We start from the raw sequence: 15,575 nt of genomic DNA, 5'->3' as shown, positions 1-15,575 counted from the left end.
GAAGAGATGGCTCGTTATATCGGTCCCACCTGCAAGCTCGCCCGTCGCGAAGGCGCCGACCTCGGCCTGAAGTCGCCGGCCCGCGCGCTGGATTCCAAGTGCAAGCTGGAGCAGAAGCCCGGCCAGCACGGCGCCGGCACCGGCGCCCGCCGCAGCAAGCTCTCCGACTACGCCACCCAGCTGCGCGAGAAGCAGAAGGTCAAGCGTATCTACGGCTTGCTGGAGCGCCAGTTCCGCAACTACTACAAGAAGGCCTCGACCCGGAAGGGCAACACCGGCGAGAACCTGTTGCAGCTGCTGGAAACCCGTCTGGACAACGTCGTCTACCGCATGGGCTTCGCCATCACCCGCCCGGCGGCGCGCCAGCTGGTCAGCCACCGCGGCGTCACCGTCAACGGCAAGCCGGTCAACCTGCCGTCCTACCAGGTCAAGGCCGGCGACGCGATCGCGTTGTCCGAGCGCGCGCAGAAGCAGTTGCGCGTGCAGGAATCGCTGACCGTGTCCTCGCAGATGGACCTGTCGCCGTCCTGGATCGAGGTCGACGCCAAGAAGTTCGCCGGCGTGTTCAAGGCGGTGCCGGATCGCGCCGACCTGCCGGCCGACATCAACGAGGCGCTGATCGTCGAGCTGTATTCCAAGTAACCAGACCGGCGCTCCCGGGTGTCTATCGGCATCCGGGGTCGCCTCGAGACATCGCCGGCCCGCCCTGCGGACACCGGCCGCCCTCCCGCCCGGAGGGCAGCAAGAGCTGCAAGCCGGCGCCCACCCCAAGCGCCGGAATATTTGGAGACGCTGCAAACATGACGGTTACCGCCAACCAAGTCCTGCGTCCGCGCGGCCCCCAGATCGAACGCCTCGCCGGCAACCGCGCGAAGGTCGTGATCGAACCGCTGGAGCGCGGCTACGGCCATACCCTGGGCAACGCGCTGCGCCGCGTGCTGCTGTCCTCGATCCCCGGCTTCGCCATCACCGAGGTCGAGATCGACGGCGTGCTGCACGAATACAGCACCATCGAAGGCCTGCAGGAAGACGTGCTCGAGGTGCTGCTCAACCTCAAGGACATCGCCATCCGCATGGGCACCGGCGACAGCTCGACCCTGAGCCTGTCCAGGCAGGGCCCGGGCGTGGTCACCGCCGGCGACATCAAGACCGACCACAACGTCGAGATCCTCAACCCCGAGCACGTCGTCGCGCACCTGACCAAGGACACGGCGCTGAACATGCGGCTCAAGATCGAGCGCGGCTTCGGCTACCAGCCGGCCGCGGCCCGCCGCAAGCCCGACGAGGAAACCCGCGCGATCGGCCGGCTGATGCTGGACGCCTCGTTCTCGCCGGTGCGCCGCGTCGCCTACGCGGTGGAAGCCGCGCGCGTGGAACAGCGCACCGACCTGGACAAGCTGGTGCTCGACATCGAGACCAACGGCACCATCGACGCCGAGGAAGCCGTGCGCACCGCCGCCGACATCCTCAGCGACCAGCTGTCGGTGTTCGGCGACTTCACCCACCGCGACCGCGGCGCGGCCAAGCCGACCGCCGCCGGCGTCGACCCGGTGCTGCTGCGCCCGATCGACGACCTGGAACTGACCGTGCGCTCGGCCAACTGCCTCAAGGCCGAGAGCATCTACTACATCGGCGACCTGATCCAGAAGACCGAGGTCGAGTTGCTGAAGACCCCGAACCTGGGCAAGAAGTCGCTCACCGAGATCAAGGAAGTGCTCGCCCAGCGCGGCCTCTCGCTCGGCATGAAACTGGAGAACTGGCCGCCGGCGGGCATCGCCTCGCACGGCATGATGGGGTAAGCCCGGGCCGCTTGCGCGGCATTGCCGCGCGCCTGGGCGAACGCCCGGCGTACTGCGCCGGGCAGGGGTACCAGACTTCGACTGCGATGTCGTAGCCGAAGCCGAAGCATCGGATCCAGGGCAGGCTGCCACGGACCCGGAGGCAGCGAAGCGATACCACGCCGACGGGCCCAAGGCCCGCGGTGCGCCGCCCACGGAGGGTCGGCCAGGACCAGCGCAGTCCGCAGTTCCAACGCCACGACGGCGACAGCGAAGTTCAACGATTTCAACATTCACCAGGAATCCAAGCCATGCGCCACCAGAAATCCGGACGCAAGTTCAGCCGCACCAGCGCGCATCGCCAGGCGATGTTCGAGAACATGGCCGCCTCGCTGATCAAGCACGGCCTGATCCGCACCACCCTGCCCAAGGCCAAGGAGCTGCGGCGGGTCGCCGAGCCGCTGATCACGCTGGCCAAGACCGATGGCGTCGCCAACCGCCGCCTGGCGTTCACCCGCCTGCGCGACAAGGAGGCGGTCGGTACCCTGTTCACCGTGCTCGGCCCGCGCTACAGCACCCGCCCGGGCGGCTACCTGCGCATCCTCAAGTGCGGTTTCCGTGCCGGCGACAACGCGCCGATGGCGTACGTGGAACTGGTCGATCGGCCGCAGGCCGCTGCCGAATAACAAGCCCCTCGCGTCGTCCCTGTCTGCCGAAACCCCGGCCCGCGCCGGGGTTTCGCGTTGTGGGGCGGGCCGACCGTGGCCGCGCCGCGCGCCGCCTGCCGCGCTGCGCGCGGAAGCGCGGCCGATCCGGCCGCGGTCGCGGCTTTCCAAGCCGGGCCGCGGCCATTATCGTGCACGGCATGACGATGAATCCCCTCCGCTGGTCTTTCCGCGCCCGCTGCCTGGCGGGTTTTGCCGTGTGCGCGGCCCTGATCGCCTACGCCCTCTACGCGCAACTGGTCGACGGACTGCAACCGTGCCCGCTGTGCATCTTCCAGCGCGTGGCGTTCGCCGCGCTCGCACTGGTGCTGCTGATCGCGGGCCTGCATGCGCCGCGCGGCGACGGGGGCCGGCGCGCCTACGGCGTGCTGGCGCTGCTCGCTGCGCTGACCGGCCTCGCCATCGCCGGCCGCCACGTCTGGTTGCAGCACCTGCCGCCCGACCAGGTGCCGATGTGCGGTCCGGGGCTGGATTACCTGCTGGAGGCGATGCCGGTCGCCGGCGTGATCCGCACCGTGCTGACCGGCTCGGGCGAGTGCGCGGCGGTCGACTGGACGCTGCTCGGGCTGTCGATGCCGGAGTGGAGCCTGCTCTGGTTCGTGCTGCTCGCGGCATGGGTCGCGGCGACGATGTTCCGCCGGCAGCGTTGAAGGCGGCCTGCGGGCCCGCGCGGGCTTTCCACGGTCGCGGTTGCGGCGGCACCATGCCGGCGCGATGATGAACGGCCGCATCGCCGCCAACAGAAACCGTCCATGCCCGGCCCAGATCGCAACCTGCAATCCGTGAACCTCGACGCAGGCTGGGCGCCGGAATCCTGGCGCGCGCGCCCGTCCACGCAACTGCCGGCGTATCCGGATGCCCGCGCGCTGCAGGAAACGCTGGCGGAACTGCGCGCGTTGCCGCCGCTGGTGACCTCCTGGGAGATCCTCGCGCTCAAGCAGCGCCTGGCCGAGGCGCAGGACGGCCGGCGCTTCCTGCTGCAGGGCGGGGATTGCGCCGAGAACTTCGGCGACTGCAGTCCCGATGTGATTTCCAACCGGCTCAAGGTGCTGCTGCAGATGAGCCTGGTGCTGGTGCACGGCCTGCATCTGCCGGTGGTGCGCGTGGGCCGTTTTGCCGGGCAGTACGCCAAGCCGCGCTCGCTCGACACCGAAACCGTCGACGGCACGACCCTGCCCAGCTATCGCGGCGACATCGTCAACGCGCCGGAGTTCGACGCGCGGGCGCGCACGCCGGACCCGCAGCGCATGATCAGGGCGCACGCGCGTTCGGCGATGACCATGAACTTCGTGCGTGCGCTGATCGACGGCGGCTTCGCCGACTTGCATCATCCCGAATACTGGAACCTGGACTGGGTCGGGCATTCGCCGCTGGCCGACGAATACCGGCGCATGGTCGTCGGCATCGGCGATGCGGTGCGCTTCATGGAGACCCTGTCCGGCAACGCGGTGAACAACCTCGACCGGGTCGACTTCTACACCTCGCACGAAGCGCTGCTGCTGCCGTACGAGGAAGCGCAGACGCGGCAGGTGCCGCGGCAGTGGGGCTGGTTCAACCTGGGCACGCATTTCCCGTGGGTCGGCATGCGCACCGCCGCGGCGGACGGGGCGCACGTGGAGTACCTGCGCGGCATCCGCAATCCGGTCGCGCTCAAGGTCGGGCCGTCGGTGGCGCCGGAACAGCTGCTGCGCCTGGTCGACGTGCTCAACCCCGACGACGAGGCCGGACGGCTGACGCTGATCCACCGCATGGGCGCGACGCAGGTCGCGAACAAGCTGCCGCCGTTGCTCGACGCGCTGCGCCGCGACGGGCGCCGCGTGCTGTGGGTCTGCGACCCGATGCACGGCAACACCGAGGTCACCAGCAACGGCTACAAGACCCGCCGTTTCGCCAACATCCGCAGCGAGCTCGAGCAGGCTTTCGAGCTGCACGCGGCGGCCGGCACCCGGCTGGGCGGCGTGCACCTGGAGCTGACCGGCGAGGACGTCACCGAGTGCACCGGCGGCGCGCGCGCCTTGACCGATGCCGACCTGGCGCGCGCTTACCGCTCCACCGTGGATCCGCGCCTGAACTACGAGCAGGCGCTGGAGATCGCGATGCTCATCGTACGCAAGCAGGCGCAACTGGCCGCGCCGGCATCGACCTGATCCGCCGCCGGCGCATGCCAGGTTCGATGCGGTCCCGCCCGGAGCGCGCCATGTCCCCGATGCCGATCCTGCTGCTGGTCGCCACACTGTTCGCCGCCGGCGCCGCCCGTGCCGGGGAGGCGGTCCGCATCCTGCCGCAGGACAGCGGCGTGGAGGTGCGCCTGCGCGGGATTTCCGCGGTCGATGCCGATGTGGCTTGGGCCAGCGGCCGCGAGGGCACGGTCCTGCGCACCATCGACGGCGGCGCGCACTGGCGCGCGCTCGAGGTGCCGGGCGCCGGCGCGCTCGATTTCCGCGATATCGAGGGTTTCGACGCCGACACCGCGGTGGTGCTGAGCATCGGCCCGGGCGCGGCCTCGCGCGTCTATCGCACCGAGGACGGCGGCAAGAGCTGGTCGCTGACGCTGCAGAACGACGACCCGCGCGCGTTCTTCGATTGCATGGCGTTCCGGGGCGAGCGCGGCTGGCTGCTGGGCGACCCGGTCGACGGCCGCTTCCAAATCTATGCCAGCGCCGATGGCGGGCGCAGCTGGCGCTTGCAGGAAACCCGCATGCCGCAGGCACGGGCCGATGAAGCCGCGTTCGCCGCCAGCGGCACCTGCATCGCACCCACGCCCTGGGGCGAACAGCTTGCGGTCAGCGGCGGCGGCGCGGCGCGCGTGTACCTGGGCGATTCCGGACAGCGCGAATGGTGGGCCGTGGACAGCGGCCTGCCGTCGCGGGTGCCGGCCGCGGGCCTCTTTTCCGCCACACCGATGGGCGAGGACATGCTGCTGGTCGGCGGCGACTTCGAGCACGAGGCGGCTGCGGGCAGCGCGGCGCGGGTGCGCTTCGTCGACGGCCACGGCATGACGGTCGAAGCGTTGCCGGCGCCGCGCGGTTACCGATCCGGTGCAGCCTGCGCAGGCGCGGGCGATGCACGCTGCGTCGCGGTCGGCCCCAGCGGCGTGGATGCGCTGGTCGACGGCGCCTGGCGCGGTGTGTCGGAGACCGGCTACGACGCCGTCGATTTCGCCGGCGGCGTCGGCTGGGCCAGCGGCGATGCGGGCCGGATTGCCCGCATCGAGTTCAGCGACTGAGCGCCTGCGTCACTGCGCCGGCGGTTGGCGCAGGTCCAGTGTCGGCAGGAACCGTGGTGGCTGGCGCGCCTGCGTGGCCTGCTCGAACCCGTAGGCGATCGCGATCAACGTCGGTTCGCTCCAGGCCGCGCCCATGAACACGATCCCGATCGGCAGCTCGTGGGCGAACCCCGCCGGGACCGTGATCGAGGGATAGCCCGCGACCGAGGTCAGCTGCGAGACGCCGCCGATGGTCGGGTCGCCGCTGACGACATGGTCGCCGAGCACCGGGTCGGTGGGGAAGGCGGGGCCCCACGACGGCGCCAGCAAGGCGTCGAGACGGTGCGCCTGCAGCGCCGCATCGATGCCTTCCGGGCCGGCGCGGCGCTGCGCCCGCGCCAGTGCGTCCAGGTAGGCGCGGTCGCTCAGCGGGCCCTTGGCCTGCGCCTGCTCGAACAGTTCCTGCCCGAACCACGGCATTTCCTGCGCGGCATGCGCCCGGTTGAAGGCGATCAGGTCCGCCAGCGTCTTCACCGGCGCATCGGCTTGCGCCAGGTAGGCGGCGATGTCGTGCTTGAACTCGTACAGCAGCACGGTGAACTCGTCGTCGCCGAGGGCGTCGATGTTGGGTACCTCGACCGGGTCGACGATCACCGCGCCCTGCGCCTTGAGCACCGCGATGGCCTGCTCCAGCACGCGGTCGGCATTGGGTTCCAGGCCGGCGAGCTTGCGCACCACGCCGATGCGCTTGCCGGCCAGCGCCCCGGGCTTGAGGAACGCGGTGTAGTCGGTCGCATGCGCCGCCGCCGGGGCCGTGGCCGCATCCGCCGGATCGCTGCCGGCCAGCGCGGTCAGCAGGATCGCGGCGTCGGCCACGGTGCGCGTCATCGGCCCGGCGGTGTCCTGCGAGTGCGCCAGCGGGATGACGCCGCTGCGGCTCACCAGCCCCAGCGTCGGCTTGATCCCGACCAGCCCGGTCATCGCCGCCGGGCAGATCACGCTGCCGTCGGTTTCGGTGCCGACCCCGACCGCGGCCAGGCCGGCCGCGATCGCGCTGCCGGTACCGGAGCTGGAGCCGCAGGGATTGCGGTCCAGCACGTACGGGTTGCGGGTCTGTCCGCCGCGTCCGCTCCAGCCCGAGCTGGAACGGTTGGAGCGGAAGTTGGCCCACTCGCTGAGGTTGGTCTTGCCCAGGATCACCGCGCCGGCCGCGCGCAGGCGCTGCACCAGGAAGGCGTCGGCCTGCGGCCGGTGCTCGGCCAGCGCCAGCGAGCCTGCGGAGTTGACCATCGGCGTGGCGTCGATGTTGTCCTTGAGCAGTACCGGGATCCCGTGCAGCGGGCCGCGCGACTGGCCGGCCTTGCGTTCGGCGTCGCGGGCATCGGCGTCGGCGAGCGCATCCGGGTTGAGTTCGATCACCGCGTTGAGCGTGGGACCGGCGGCGTCGATCGCGGCGATGCGGTCGAGGTAGGCCCGGGTGAGGGCGCGGCTGCTCAGGCTGCCGTCGCGCAGTCGTGCCTGCAGGGCGGCGATGTCGCTTTCCGCGATATCGGACGGTTCCGCATCGGCGGACGCGATCGCTGCCTGCGCGCGCGGTGGCGGCGCGGAGCCGGCGAGCGCGGGAGCGAGCGGCAGCAGCAGCGCCAGCAGCAACGGTTTGCAGCGCATGACGTTTTTCCCCGTGTGCGGTGCGGCGACCGCGAGGCCGACAGCATCCCGCCGGACGCCGCCGCAGGCAAGTCGCGGGCGGCTAGTAGCGGCGCCGCAGCAGGTCGCGCGCCAGCACCCACACGATCAGCAGGTTGATCGCCAGCACCGCCAGCGCCGGCCAGCCCGGGTGTCCCCACAACGCGTACAAGTCCAGCGGCAGGTACAGCGAAGCGGCGATGCAGCCCAGCCACGAGGCCCACGCCCGCGCGTGCCACAGGCCCCAGGCTTCGAGCAGATGCAGCAGGCCGTAGGCCAGGATGGCCGCGGCCGCCAGGTGCACCGCATCGGGGTTGATCTGGCGCGCGAACAACGCCAGCGTGCCGTCCCGCGGATCCAGGTGGAAACGTTCGATCAGCGCCCGCACCCAGCGCCGCAGCGGGGCCGGCCCCAGCAGCTCCAGACCGCTGGCGGCGAGCACCGCCAGCAGGCCCTTGGCGCCTTCGACCAGGGCGATGGCATGCAGTCCCGGATGCGCGTGCGGATCGGGGTTGTAATGCGGATGCCGCGGGTCCGTCGGCGGGTAGTCCACGCCCGGGCGCGGGCTGCGCGCGGCCTCGCGCACCGGGGCGCCCGGGGCGGTCATGCCGCCCGCGATGCGCGCTTGCGGTCGACTTCGGTGCGGTGCTTCTTGCGCAGGCGGATCGCCCGCGGCGTGACCTCGACCAGTTCGTCGTCGTCGATGAATTCCAGCGCCTGCTCCAGCGACAGCCGGATCGGCGGGATCAGGCCTTCGTCGTCGTCCTTGCCGGCGGCGCGGAAGTTGGTCAGCTGCTTGCCGCGCAGGGCGTTGACGGTGAGGTCGTTGTCCTTGGAGTGGATGCCGACGATCTGGCCCTCGTAGATCTCCTCGCCCGGCTCGATGAACAGCCGCCCGCGCTCCTGCATCGCGATCTGCGCATAGGCCGGCGAGCTGCCGGTGCCGTTGGAGATCAGCACGCCGTTCTGGCGCTGGCCGATCGCGCCCTCGGCCCTCGGCCGGTAGTGGTCGAACACGTGGAACAGCAGGCCGGTGCCGGCGGTGAGGGTACGGAACTCGGTCTGGAAGCCGATCAGCCCGCGCGCCGGGATCAGGTAGTCCAGGCGCACGCGGCCCTTGCCGTCGGGCTCCATGGTCTGCAGCAGCGCGCGACGCTCGCCCAGCCGCCCCATCACGCCGCCCTGGAACTGCTCCTCCAGGTCGACCACCAGCGACTCGTACGGCTCCTGCAGCACGCCGTCGATCTCGCGGATGATCACCTCCGGGCGCGACACGGCCAGCTCGTAGCCCTCGCGGCGCATGTTCTCGATCAGGATCGACAGGTGCAGCTCGCCGCGGCCGGAGACCTTGAACTTGTCGGCATCGGCGGTGTCCTCGACCTTGAGCGCGACGTTGTGCGCGGTCTCGCGGACCAGGCGGTCGCGCAGCTGGCGCGAAGTCAGGAACTTGCCGCCGCTGCGCTCCTTGACCCCCGCGAACGGCGAGTCGTTGACCTGGAAGGTCATCGAGATGGTCGGCTCGTCGACCGTCAGCACCGGCAGCTGCTCGACCGCGGACGGATCGCAGAGGGTGTCGGAGATGCCCAGGCCCTCGATGCCGCTGAAGGCGATGATGTCGCCGGCGCTGGCTTCCGCCACCTCCACCCGCTCCAGGCCCATGAAGCCGAGCACCTGCAGCACCTTGGCGTTGCGGGTCCTGCCGTCGGCGGACACCACCGTCACCGGCATGTTGGTGTGCACCGTGCCGCGCTGGATGCGGCCCACGCCGATCACGCCGACGTAGTTGTTGTAGTCCAGCGAGGTCACGCGCATCTGGAACGGGCCGTCCGGGTCCACCGGCGGTGGCGACACGTGCTGGCAGATCGCCTCGAACAGCGGAGTCATGTCGCCTTCGCGCACGTCCTCGCTGAGCCCGGCATAGCCCTGCAGGCCGGAGGCGTACACGGTGTGGAAATCGAGCTGTTCGTCGTTGGCGCCGAGCCGGTCGAACAGGTCGAAGGTCTGGTCCAGCACCCAGCTCGGGCGCGCGCCCGGGCGATCGACCTTGTTGATCACCACGATCGGCTTGAAGCCCATCGCGAACGCCTTCTGGGTGACGAAGCGCGTCTGCGGCATCGGCCCGTCCATGGCGTCGACCAGGATCAGCACCGAGTCGACCATCGACAGCACCCGCTCGACCTCGCCGCCGAAATCGGCGTGCCCGGGGGTGTCGACGATGTTGATACGCCAGACCTGGCCGTCGCGGTCGGTCCAGCGGATCGCGGTGTTCTTGGAGAGGATGGTGATGCCGCGTTCCTTCTCGATGTCGTTGCTGTCCATGACCCGGTCCGGGACCGCGGCGCGCTCGTCCAGAGTGCCGGACTGCTTGAGCAGCTGGTCGACCAGGGTGGTCTTGCCATGGTCGACGTGGGCGACGATGGCGATGTTGCGGAGGCGTTCGATGGACATCGGGGATGCGCGCCGGGACACGGCGGGGCGGAGGAAAGGGAGCCGGACATTATACGGGCATGGCCTGACCCCACGCCGGCTACGGTAAACTCCGCGCCCCCGGCGACCCGCGACCCCGCGCGGCATCCCGGCCACCGCAAGGAGTCCGCCCCATGTCCCTCACCGCCCTTTTCGACACCGATCGCGGCCCGATCAAGGTCGAGCTGTACCCCGACAAGGCCCCGCTGACGGTGGCCAATTTCGTCAACCTGGCCCGGCGCGGCTTCTACGACGGGCTCAATTTCCACCGCGTGATCCCCGATTTCATGATCCAGGGCGGCTGTCCGGAGGGATCCGGGCGCGGCGGCCCGGGCTACCGGTTCGAGGACGAGACCGGCAACGGCGTCCGCCACGAGCGCGGGGTGCTGTCGATGGCCAACGCCGGCCCCAACACCAACGGCAGCCAGTTCTTCATCACCCATGTCGCCACGCCGTGGCTGGACGGCAAGCACACCGTGTTCGGCAAGGTGCTCGAAGGCCTGGAGGCGGTCGACAAGATCGAGCAGGGCGACCTGATCCGCTCGGTGCGGATCGAGGGCGATGCCGACGCGGCGCTGGCGGCGAAGGCCGACCGCGTCGCCGAATGGAACCGCATCCTGGCGGCCTGAACGCCTGCGCGACCGGCGCGCGCGGCACGGCGGCTCCCCGGGTTGCGGGAGCCGCTGTGCTAAAATTTCGGGTCTCCCAGCGTCATTTTCCCGAGGTTTCGCGATGCTCCAGTTCGCTCGCCGCGTCGGTCGCGCCAAGCCCAGCGCGATCATGCAGGTCGCCGAGAACGCCAAGCGGCTGAAGGCCGAAGGCCGCGACATCATCAGCTTCTCGATCGGCGTGCCGAACTTCCTGCCGGGCGAGCACGTCTACGCCGCCGCGCGCGACGCGCTGGCGCACGACTCCGGCCAGTACGGCAGCAATCGCGGCTCCGACGCGCTGCTGGACGCCTTCCTCGCGCACATCGCGCAGGTCGGCCTCAGCGGCTATACCCGCGCCAACTGCGCCACCGGCATCGGCGCCAAGCACGTGCTCTACAACCTGGCCGAGGCGCTGCTGGAGGAGGGCGACACGATCGCCTTCCCGGTGCCGTACTGGACCAGTTACCTGGACATCGCCGAGATCCTCGGCGCCAACGTCGAGCTGCTGCCGTGCCCGGCGTCGCAGGACTACAAGCTCACGCCCGCGCAACTGGATGCGGCGCTGGCGAAGAAGCCGCGCGTGTTCCTGTTCAACAACCCGTCCAACCCGACCGGCATGGTCTATTCGAAGGCCGAGATCTCCGCGCTGGCCGATGTGATCGCCAGGCACCCGGACACCTGGGTCATCACCGACGACATCTACAACCGCATGGTGTTCGACGGCGTGGGCTACCACAACTTCGTGCACGCCCGGCCGGGGCTGCGCGAGCGCGTGATCTTCGTCGACTCGCTGTCCAAGACCTACGGCATGCCGGGCTGGCGGGTGGGGTTCATGGCGGGGCCGGAGTCGGTCGCCAAGGCGGTGGTCACGCTCAATTCCAACCACATCACCAACCTGCCGGAAATCACCACGGCCGCGGCGGTCGCCGCGCTGTCGGGGCCGCAGGACGTGCCGCAGGCTAGGTGCGCCGAGTTCCAGGCGCGGCGCGACCAGGTGGTCGCCGCGTTCGCCGCAATCCCGGGCGTGGTCTGCCCCCGGCCGCAGGGCGCGTTCTACGTGTTCCCCGACGTCAGCGTCGCCTTCGGCAAGACCCACGCGCCCAGCGGCACCCGGATCGGCAACGATGTCGAACTGTGCAATGCGCTGCTGGAAACCAAGGGCGTGGCCTGCGTGCCGGGCTCGGCGTTCGGCGAGCCGCGCGCCTTGCGCATCAGCTACACCTGTCCGGCGCCGCAGCTGGCGCCGGGACTGCAGCGCATCCGCGAGTTCTTCGCCGAGCTGAGCTGACGGCCAGCGGCGAATGGGGATTCGGGATTCGAGATTCGGAAGATCCCGGGCCCTCAGTGAGCCTGTTTTGACGAATCCCGAATCTCCAATCCCGCATCCCGGAGTGACCCCATGAAACAACCCGTCCGTGTCGCCGTCACCGGCGCTGCCGGCCAGATCGGCTACGCCCTGCTGTTCCGCATCGCCGCCGGCGAAATGCTGGGCAAGGACCAGCCGGTGATCCTGCAGCTGCTGGAGCTGCCGATGGAGAAGGCCCAGGCGGCGCTGCGCGGCGTGATGATGGAGCTGGAGGACTGCGCGTTCCCGCTGCTGGCCGGGATGGTCGGCACCGACGATCCGGAAGTCGCGTTCAAGGACGCCGACGTCGCCCTGCTGGTCGGCGCGCGCCCGCGCGGCCCGGGCATGGAGCGCAAGGACCTGCTGCTGGAGAACGCCAAGATCTTCACCGTCCAGGGTGCGGCGCTGAACAAGGTCGCCTCGCGCGACGTCAAGGTGCTGGTGGTCGGCAACCCGGCCAACACCAACGCCTACATCGCGATGAAGTCGGCGCCGGACCTGAAGCCCGCGAACTTCACCGCCATGCTGCGCCTGGACCACAACCGCGCGCTGAGCCAGCTCGCCGTCAAGGCCGGCGTCGCGGTCGGCGACATCGAGAATCTGGTCGTGTGGGGCAACCACAGCTCGACCATGTATCCGGATTACCGCTTCGCCACCGTCGGCGGCGCATCGCTGAAGGACAGGATCGACGACGCCGACTGGAACGCGAACAGCTTCATCCCGACGGTCGCCAAGCGCGGCGCCGCGATCATCGAGGCGCGCGGGCTGTCCTCGGCCGCCTCGGCCGCCAACGCCGCGATCGGCCACGTGCGCGACTGGGTGCTGGGGACGAACGGCAAGTGGGTGACGATGGGCGTGCCCTCGGATGGCAGCTACGGCATTCCCGAAGGCATCATTTACGGCGTGCCGGTGACCACCGCCAACGGCACCTACACCCGCGTCCAGGGCCTGCCGATCGACGAGTTCAGCCGCGCGCGCATGGACAAGACCCTGGCCGAGCTGGAGGAAGAGCGCGCCGGCGTGGCGCACCTGCTGTAGGCAGACGGCGAAGGCGGCCACGGCCGCCTTCGCCGCGTTGCGTTTCCTGCGCGTCATTCCCGCGCAGGCGGGAATCCAGGGTTTTTTCACCGTACCCGGTAGCCAACGTTCACGGGATCCCGCCTCGGCGGGGACGACGAGTCGAGAGGTCACCATGTCACAGCACTCCGCCGGCGCCCGTTTCCGTGCCGCGCTCCGCGAAGAATCGCCGCTGCAGGTGATGGGCGCGATCACCGCCTACGCCGGACTGATGGCCAAGCGGGTCGGCTACAGGGCGCTGTACCTGTCCGGCGGCGGCGTGGCCGCCAATTCGCTGGGCGTGCCGGACCTGGGCATCTCGACCATGGAGGACGTGCTCACCGACGCGCGCAGGATCGTCGACGCCACTGGCTTGCCGCTGCTGGTCGACATCGACACCGGCTGGGGCGGGGCATTCAACATCGCCCGCACCATCCGCAGCTTCGAGCGCATCGGCGTGGCCGCGGTGCACATGGAGGACCAGGTCGGGCAGAAGCGCTGCGGCCATCGCCCGGGCAAGGAAGTGGTGCCCGCTGAGGAGATGGTCGACCGGGTCAAGGCCGCGGTGGACGCGCGCGGCGACGCCGGCTTCGTGATCATGGCGCGCACCGACGCGGCCGCGGTGGAAGGCATCGACGCCGCGATCGAGCGTGCGGTGGCCTACGTCGAGGCCGGCGCCGACATGATCTTCCCGGAGGCGATGAAGACGCTGGACGATTACCGCAAGTTCAAGGCGGCGGTGCGGGTGCCGATCCTAGCCAACCTGACCGAGTTCGGCAGCACCCCGTTCTTCACCACCGACGAACTGCGCGGCGCCGGCGTCGACATCGCCCTGTATTGCTGCGGCGCCTACCGCGCGATGAACAAGGCCGCGCTGAATTTCTACGAAACCGTGCGCCGCGAAGGTACGCAGAAAAACCTCATCGGCACCCTGCAGACGCGGGACGAACTCTACGACTTCCTCGGCTACCACGCCTACGAAGACAAACTCGACGCGCTGTTCGCGCAGAAGAAGTAAGGGGATTCCATGAACGACGCTACCAGCACCCTGCCCAGGCCGAAGAAGTCGGTCGCCCTCAGCGGCACCGCCGCCGGCAATACCGCGCTGTGCACGGTCGGCCGCAGCGGCAACGACCTGCACTACCGCGGCTACGACATCCACGACCTGGCCACGCAGTCGAGCTTCGAGGAGGTCGCGCACCTGCTGGTGCACGGTGCGCTGCCGACCGTGTCGCAGCTGAAGGCCTACAAGGCCAAGCTGCAGCGCCTGCGCGGGCTGCCGGCCATTGTCGCCGAGGCGCTGGAGCTGGTGCCGGCCAACGCCCATCCGATGGACGTGCTGCGCACCGGCTGCTCGGTGCTGGGCACGGTGCTGCCGGAGCGCGACGGCCACCCGGCCAGCGAGGCGCGCGACATCGCCGATCGGCTGATGGCCAGCTTCGGCTCGATGCTGCTGTACTGGTGGCATTTCACCCGCAACGGCCGCCGCATCGACTGCGAGACCGACGACGACTCGATCGCCGCGCACTTCCTGCACCTGCTGCACGGGCAGCCGCCGTCGCAGCTGCACGCCGAGTCGCTGGACAAGTCGCTGATCCTGTACGCCGAGCACGAGTTCAACGCCTCGACCTTCACCGCCCGGGTGATCGCCGGCACCGGCAGCGACATGCATTCCTGCATCACCGGCGCGATCGGCGCGCTGCGCGGGCCCAAGCACGGCGGCGCCAACGAGGTGGCGATGGACATCATCAGCCGCTACGCGACGCCGGACGAGGCCGAGGCCGACATCCGCGCGCGGATCGAGCGCAAGGAAATCGTGATCGGCTTCGGCCATCCGGTCTACACCGTCGGCGATCCGCGCAATCCGATCATCAAGGAAATCTCGCGCAAGCTGTGCGCGGATGGCGGCAACCGGCTGCTGTTCGACGTGTCCGAGCGGATCGAGACGCTGATGATGGACAGCAAGAAGATGTTCCCCAACCTGGACTGGTACAGCGCTTCGGCCTACCACATGCTCGGGGTGCCCACGCCGCTGTTCACGCCGCTGTTCGTGATCGCCCGTACCTCCGGCTGGAGCGCGCACGTGATCGAGCAGCGCGAGGACGGCAAGATCATCCGCCCCAGCGCCAACTACACCGGCCCCGAAGACCGCGCCTACGTGCCGGTCGACAAGCGCTGAGCCCGCTGCTGCCGCTCCCGCCTGCGCGGGGGCGGCGGCAAGACTTCGCTTCCCGACTTGGGGATCTGCGCCCTGCTGACGATGTCGCGTCTTCAGTCGGGGCGCAGGCCATGCCTAGCGCCCGACCTCGGGTCGTGGCCTGGCCTTTTGAGATCGGCTTCGCAGGAGTCGCTGCCCGGCGGGCTGGAGGTGCTGCGCCCTCCTCACGACCTCCCGTCCTCAAGTCGGGGCGCGGGCCATGCATGCCCTGACGGACCGTCACGTCTGCAATCTGGAGATTGGCTTCAGACGGAGTCGCCGCCCGACGGGCTGGGGATGCTGCGCCCTCCTGGCGACGTCCTGTCTTCAAGTCGGACCGCAGACTATTCATGGCCTGATCTTGGGAAATCGGCTTCGGAGGGAGTCGCCGCCCGGCGGGCTGGGGGTGCTGCGCCCTCCTGACGACCTCCTGTCTTTAAGTCGGGTCGTGGACCATCCATGGTCCA

14 protein-coding genes are annotated in these 15,575 nt (G+C 69.8%); 11 read left to right on the top strand and 3 right to left on the bottom strand.

The window, feature by feature from the left end; genetic code table 11:
- Positions 1-6 precede the first annotated feature (6 nt).
- The 6 genes from rpsD (at position 7) to D0Y53_RS10925 (ending at position 5,729) form a co-directional block, all read left to right on the top strand.
- Complete coding sequence (gene rpsD / locus D0Y53_RS10950) at positions 7-642, top strand: 30S ribosomal protein S4 (RefSeq protein WP_117203365.1); 636 nt, start codon at positions 7-9, stop codon at positions 640-642.
- A gap of 158 nt (positions 643-800) precedes the next feature.
- Positions 801-1,799, top strand: coding sequence for a DNA-directed RNA polymerase subunit alpha (locus tag D0Y53_RS10945; RefSeq protein ID WP_117203364.1), 999 nt, complete (start codon positions 801-803; stop codon positions 1,797-1,799).
- 290 nt (positions 1,800-2,089) lie between these two features.
- On the top strand, positions 2,090-2,464 hold the full coding sequence (gene rplQ / locus D0Y53_RS10940; protein ID WP_117203363.1) for a 50S ribosomal protein L17: 375 nt from the start codon (positions 2,090-2,092) through the stop codon (positions 2,462-2,464).
- A gap of 185 nt (positions 2,465-2,649) precedes the next feature.
- Positions 2,650-3,153 (top strand): disulfide bond formation protein B, encoded by a 504-nt coding sequence (locus tag D0Y53_RS10935; RefSeq protein WP_117203422.1) that lies wholly within the window; start codon positions 2,650-2,652, stop codon positions 3,151-3,153.
- A 102-nt stretch (positions 3,154-3,255) separates the two neighbouring features.
- Complete coding sequence (locus D0Y53_RS10930) at positions 3,256-4,650, top strand: class II 3-deoxy-7-phosphoheptulonate synthase (protein ID WP_117203362.1); 1,395 nt, start codon at positions 3,256-3,258, stop codon at positions 4,648-4,650.
- 50 nt (positions 4,651-4,700) lie between these two features.
- Positions 4,701-5,729: a WD40/YVTN/BNR-like repeat-containing protein gene (locus D0Y53_RS10925; protein WP_199492052.1), complete on the top strand. Its 1,029-nt coding sequence runs from the start codon at positions 4,701-4,703 to the stop codon at positions 5,727-5,729.
- Positions 5,730-5,738: 9 nt separating this feature from the next.
- Here D0Y53_RS10925 and D0Y53_RS10920 read toward each other — a convergent pair whose 3' ends face one another.
- From D0Y53_RS10920 to typA, 3 genes are all read right to left on the bottom strand, one after another.
- On the bottom strand, positions 5,739-7,376 hold the full coding sequence (locus tag D0Y53_RS10920; protein ID WP_117203361.1) for an amidase: 1,638 nt from the start codon (positions 7,374-7,376) through the stop codon (positions 5,739-5,741).
- Positions 7,377-7,458: 82 nt separating this feature from the next.
- Positions 7,459-8,001 (bottom strand): DUF2127 domain-containing protein, encoded by a 543-nt coding sequence (locus D0Y53_RS10915; RefSeq protein WP_117203360.1) that lies wholly within the window; start codon positions 7,999-8,001, stop codon positions 7,459-7,461.
- Complete coding sequence (gene typA, locus D0Y53_RS10910; RefSeq protein WP_117203359.1) at positions 7,998-9,842, bottom strand: translational GTPase TypA; 1,845 nt, start codon at positions 9,840-9,842, stop codon at positions 7,998-8,000. Before typA ends, D0Y53_RS10915 begins: the two co-directional genes overlap by 4 nt.
- A gap of 152 nt (positions 9,843-9,994) precedes the next feature.
- Between typA and D0Y53_RS10905 the strand changes: the two genes are divergently transcribed.
- The 5 genes from D0Y53_RS10905 (at position 9,995) to prpC (ending at position 15,090) form a co-directional block, all read left to right on the top strand.
- Entirely contained in the window at positions 9,995-10,489 is a 495-nt protein-coding gene (locus D0Y53_RS10905; protein WP_117203358.1) for a peptidylprolyl isomerase, read from the top strand.
- A 103-nt stretch (positions 10,490-10,592) separates the two neighbouring features.
- Positions 10,593-11,798, top strand: a complete 1,206-nt coding sequence (locus tag D0Y53_RS10900) for a pyridoxal phosphate-dependent aminotransferase (protein ID WP_117203357.1) — start codon at positions 10,593-10,595, stop codon at positions 11,796-11,798.
- A gap of 111 nt (positions 11,799-11,909) precedes the next feature.
- Positions 11,910-12,893: a malate dehydrogenase gene (locus D0Y53_RS10895; RefSeq protein WP_117203356.1), complete on the top strand. Its 984-nt coding sequence runs from the start codon at positions 11,910-11,912 to the stop codon at positions 12,891-12,893.
- Between the two features lie 154 nt (positions 12,894-13,047).
- A complete protein-coding gene (gene prpB, locus D0Y53_RS10890) occupies positions 13,048-13,929 on the top strand; it encodes a methylisocitrate lyase (RefSeq protein WP_117203355.1) in 882 nt (293 codons plus the stop codon).
- A 9-nt stretch (positions 13,930-13,938) separates the two neighbouring features.
- A complete protein-coding gene (gene prpC, locus D0Y53_RS10885) occupies positions 13,939-15,090 on the top strand; it encodes a bifunctional 2-methylcitrate synthase/citrate synthase (RefSeq protein ID WP_117203354.1) in 1,152 nt (383 codons plus the stop codon).
- Positions 15,091-15,575 lie beyond the last annotated feature (485 nt).

It is taken from the genome of Cognatiluteimonas weifangensis (assembly GCF_003416885.1).
Lineage (GTDB): Bacteria > Pseudomonadota > Gammaproteobacteria > Xanthomonadales > Xanthomonadaceae > Cognatiluteimonas > Cognatiluteimonas weifangensis.
The sequence above is the reverse complement of the archived record's forward strand: the minus strand, read 5'-3'. Positions and strand labels throughout refer to the sequence as shown.

Coding starts and splice junctions, on each gene's coding strand:
- D0Y53_RS10895 (WP_117203356.1), top strand. CDS start 11,910: ATGAAACAACCCGTCCGTGTCGCCGTCACCGGCGCTGCCGGCCAGATC.
- D0Y53_RS10905 (WP_117203358.1), top strand. CDS start 9,995: ATGTCCCTCACCGCCCTTTTCGACACCGATCGCGGCCCGATCAAGGTC.
- rpsD (WP_117203365.1), top strand. CDS start 7: ATGGCTCGTTATATCGGTCCCACCTGCAAGCTCGCCCGTCGCGAAGGC.
- D0Y53_RS10900 (WP_117203357.1), top strand. CDS start 10,593: ATGCTCCAGTTCGCTCGCCGCGTCGGTCGCGCCAAGCCCAGCGCGATC.
- D0Y53_RS10935 (WP_117203422.1), top strand. CDS start 2,650: ATGAATCCCCTCCGCTGGTCTTTCCGCGCCCGCTGCCTGGCGGGTTTT.
- D0Y53_RS10915 (WP_117203360.1), bottom strand. CDS start 8,001: ATGACCGCCCCGGGCGCCCCGGTGCGCGAGGCCGCGCGCAGCCCGCGC.
- D0Y53_RS10945 (WP_117203364.1), top strand. CDS start 801: ATGACGGTTACCGCCAACCAAGTCCTGCGTCCGCGCGGCCCCCAGATC.
- prpB (WP_117203355.1), top strand. CDS start 13,048: ATGTCACAGCACTCCGCCGGCGCCCGTTTCCGTGCCGCGCTCCGCGAA.
- prpC (WP_117203354.1), top strand. CDS start 13,939: ATGAACGACGCTACCAGCACCCTGCCCAGGCCGAAGAAGTCGGTCGCC.
- D0Y53_RS10930 (WP_117203362.1), top strand. CDS start 3,256: ATGCCCGGCCCAGATCGCAACCTGCAATCCGTGAACCTCGACGCAGGC.
- typA (WP_117203359.1), bottom strand. CDS start 9,842: ATGTCCATCGAACGCCTCCGCAACATCGCCATCGTCGCCCACGTCGAC.
- rplQ (WP_117203363.1), top strand. CDS start 2,090: ATGCGCCACCAGAAATCCGGACGCAAGTTCAGCCGCACCAGCGCGCAT.
- D0Y53_RS10925 (WP_199492052.1), top strand. CDS start 4,701: ATGTCCCCGATGCCGATCCTGCTGCTGGTCGCCACACTGTTCGCCGCC.
- D0Y53_RS10920 (WP_117203361.1), bottom strand. CDS start 7,376: ATGCGCTGCAAACCGTTGCTGCTGGCGCTGCTGCTGCCGCTCGCTCCC.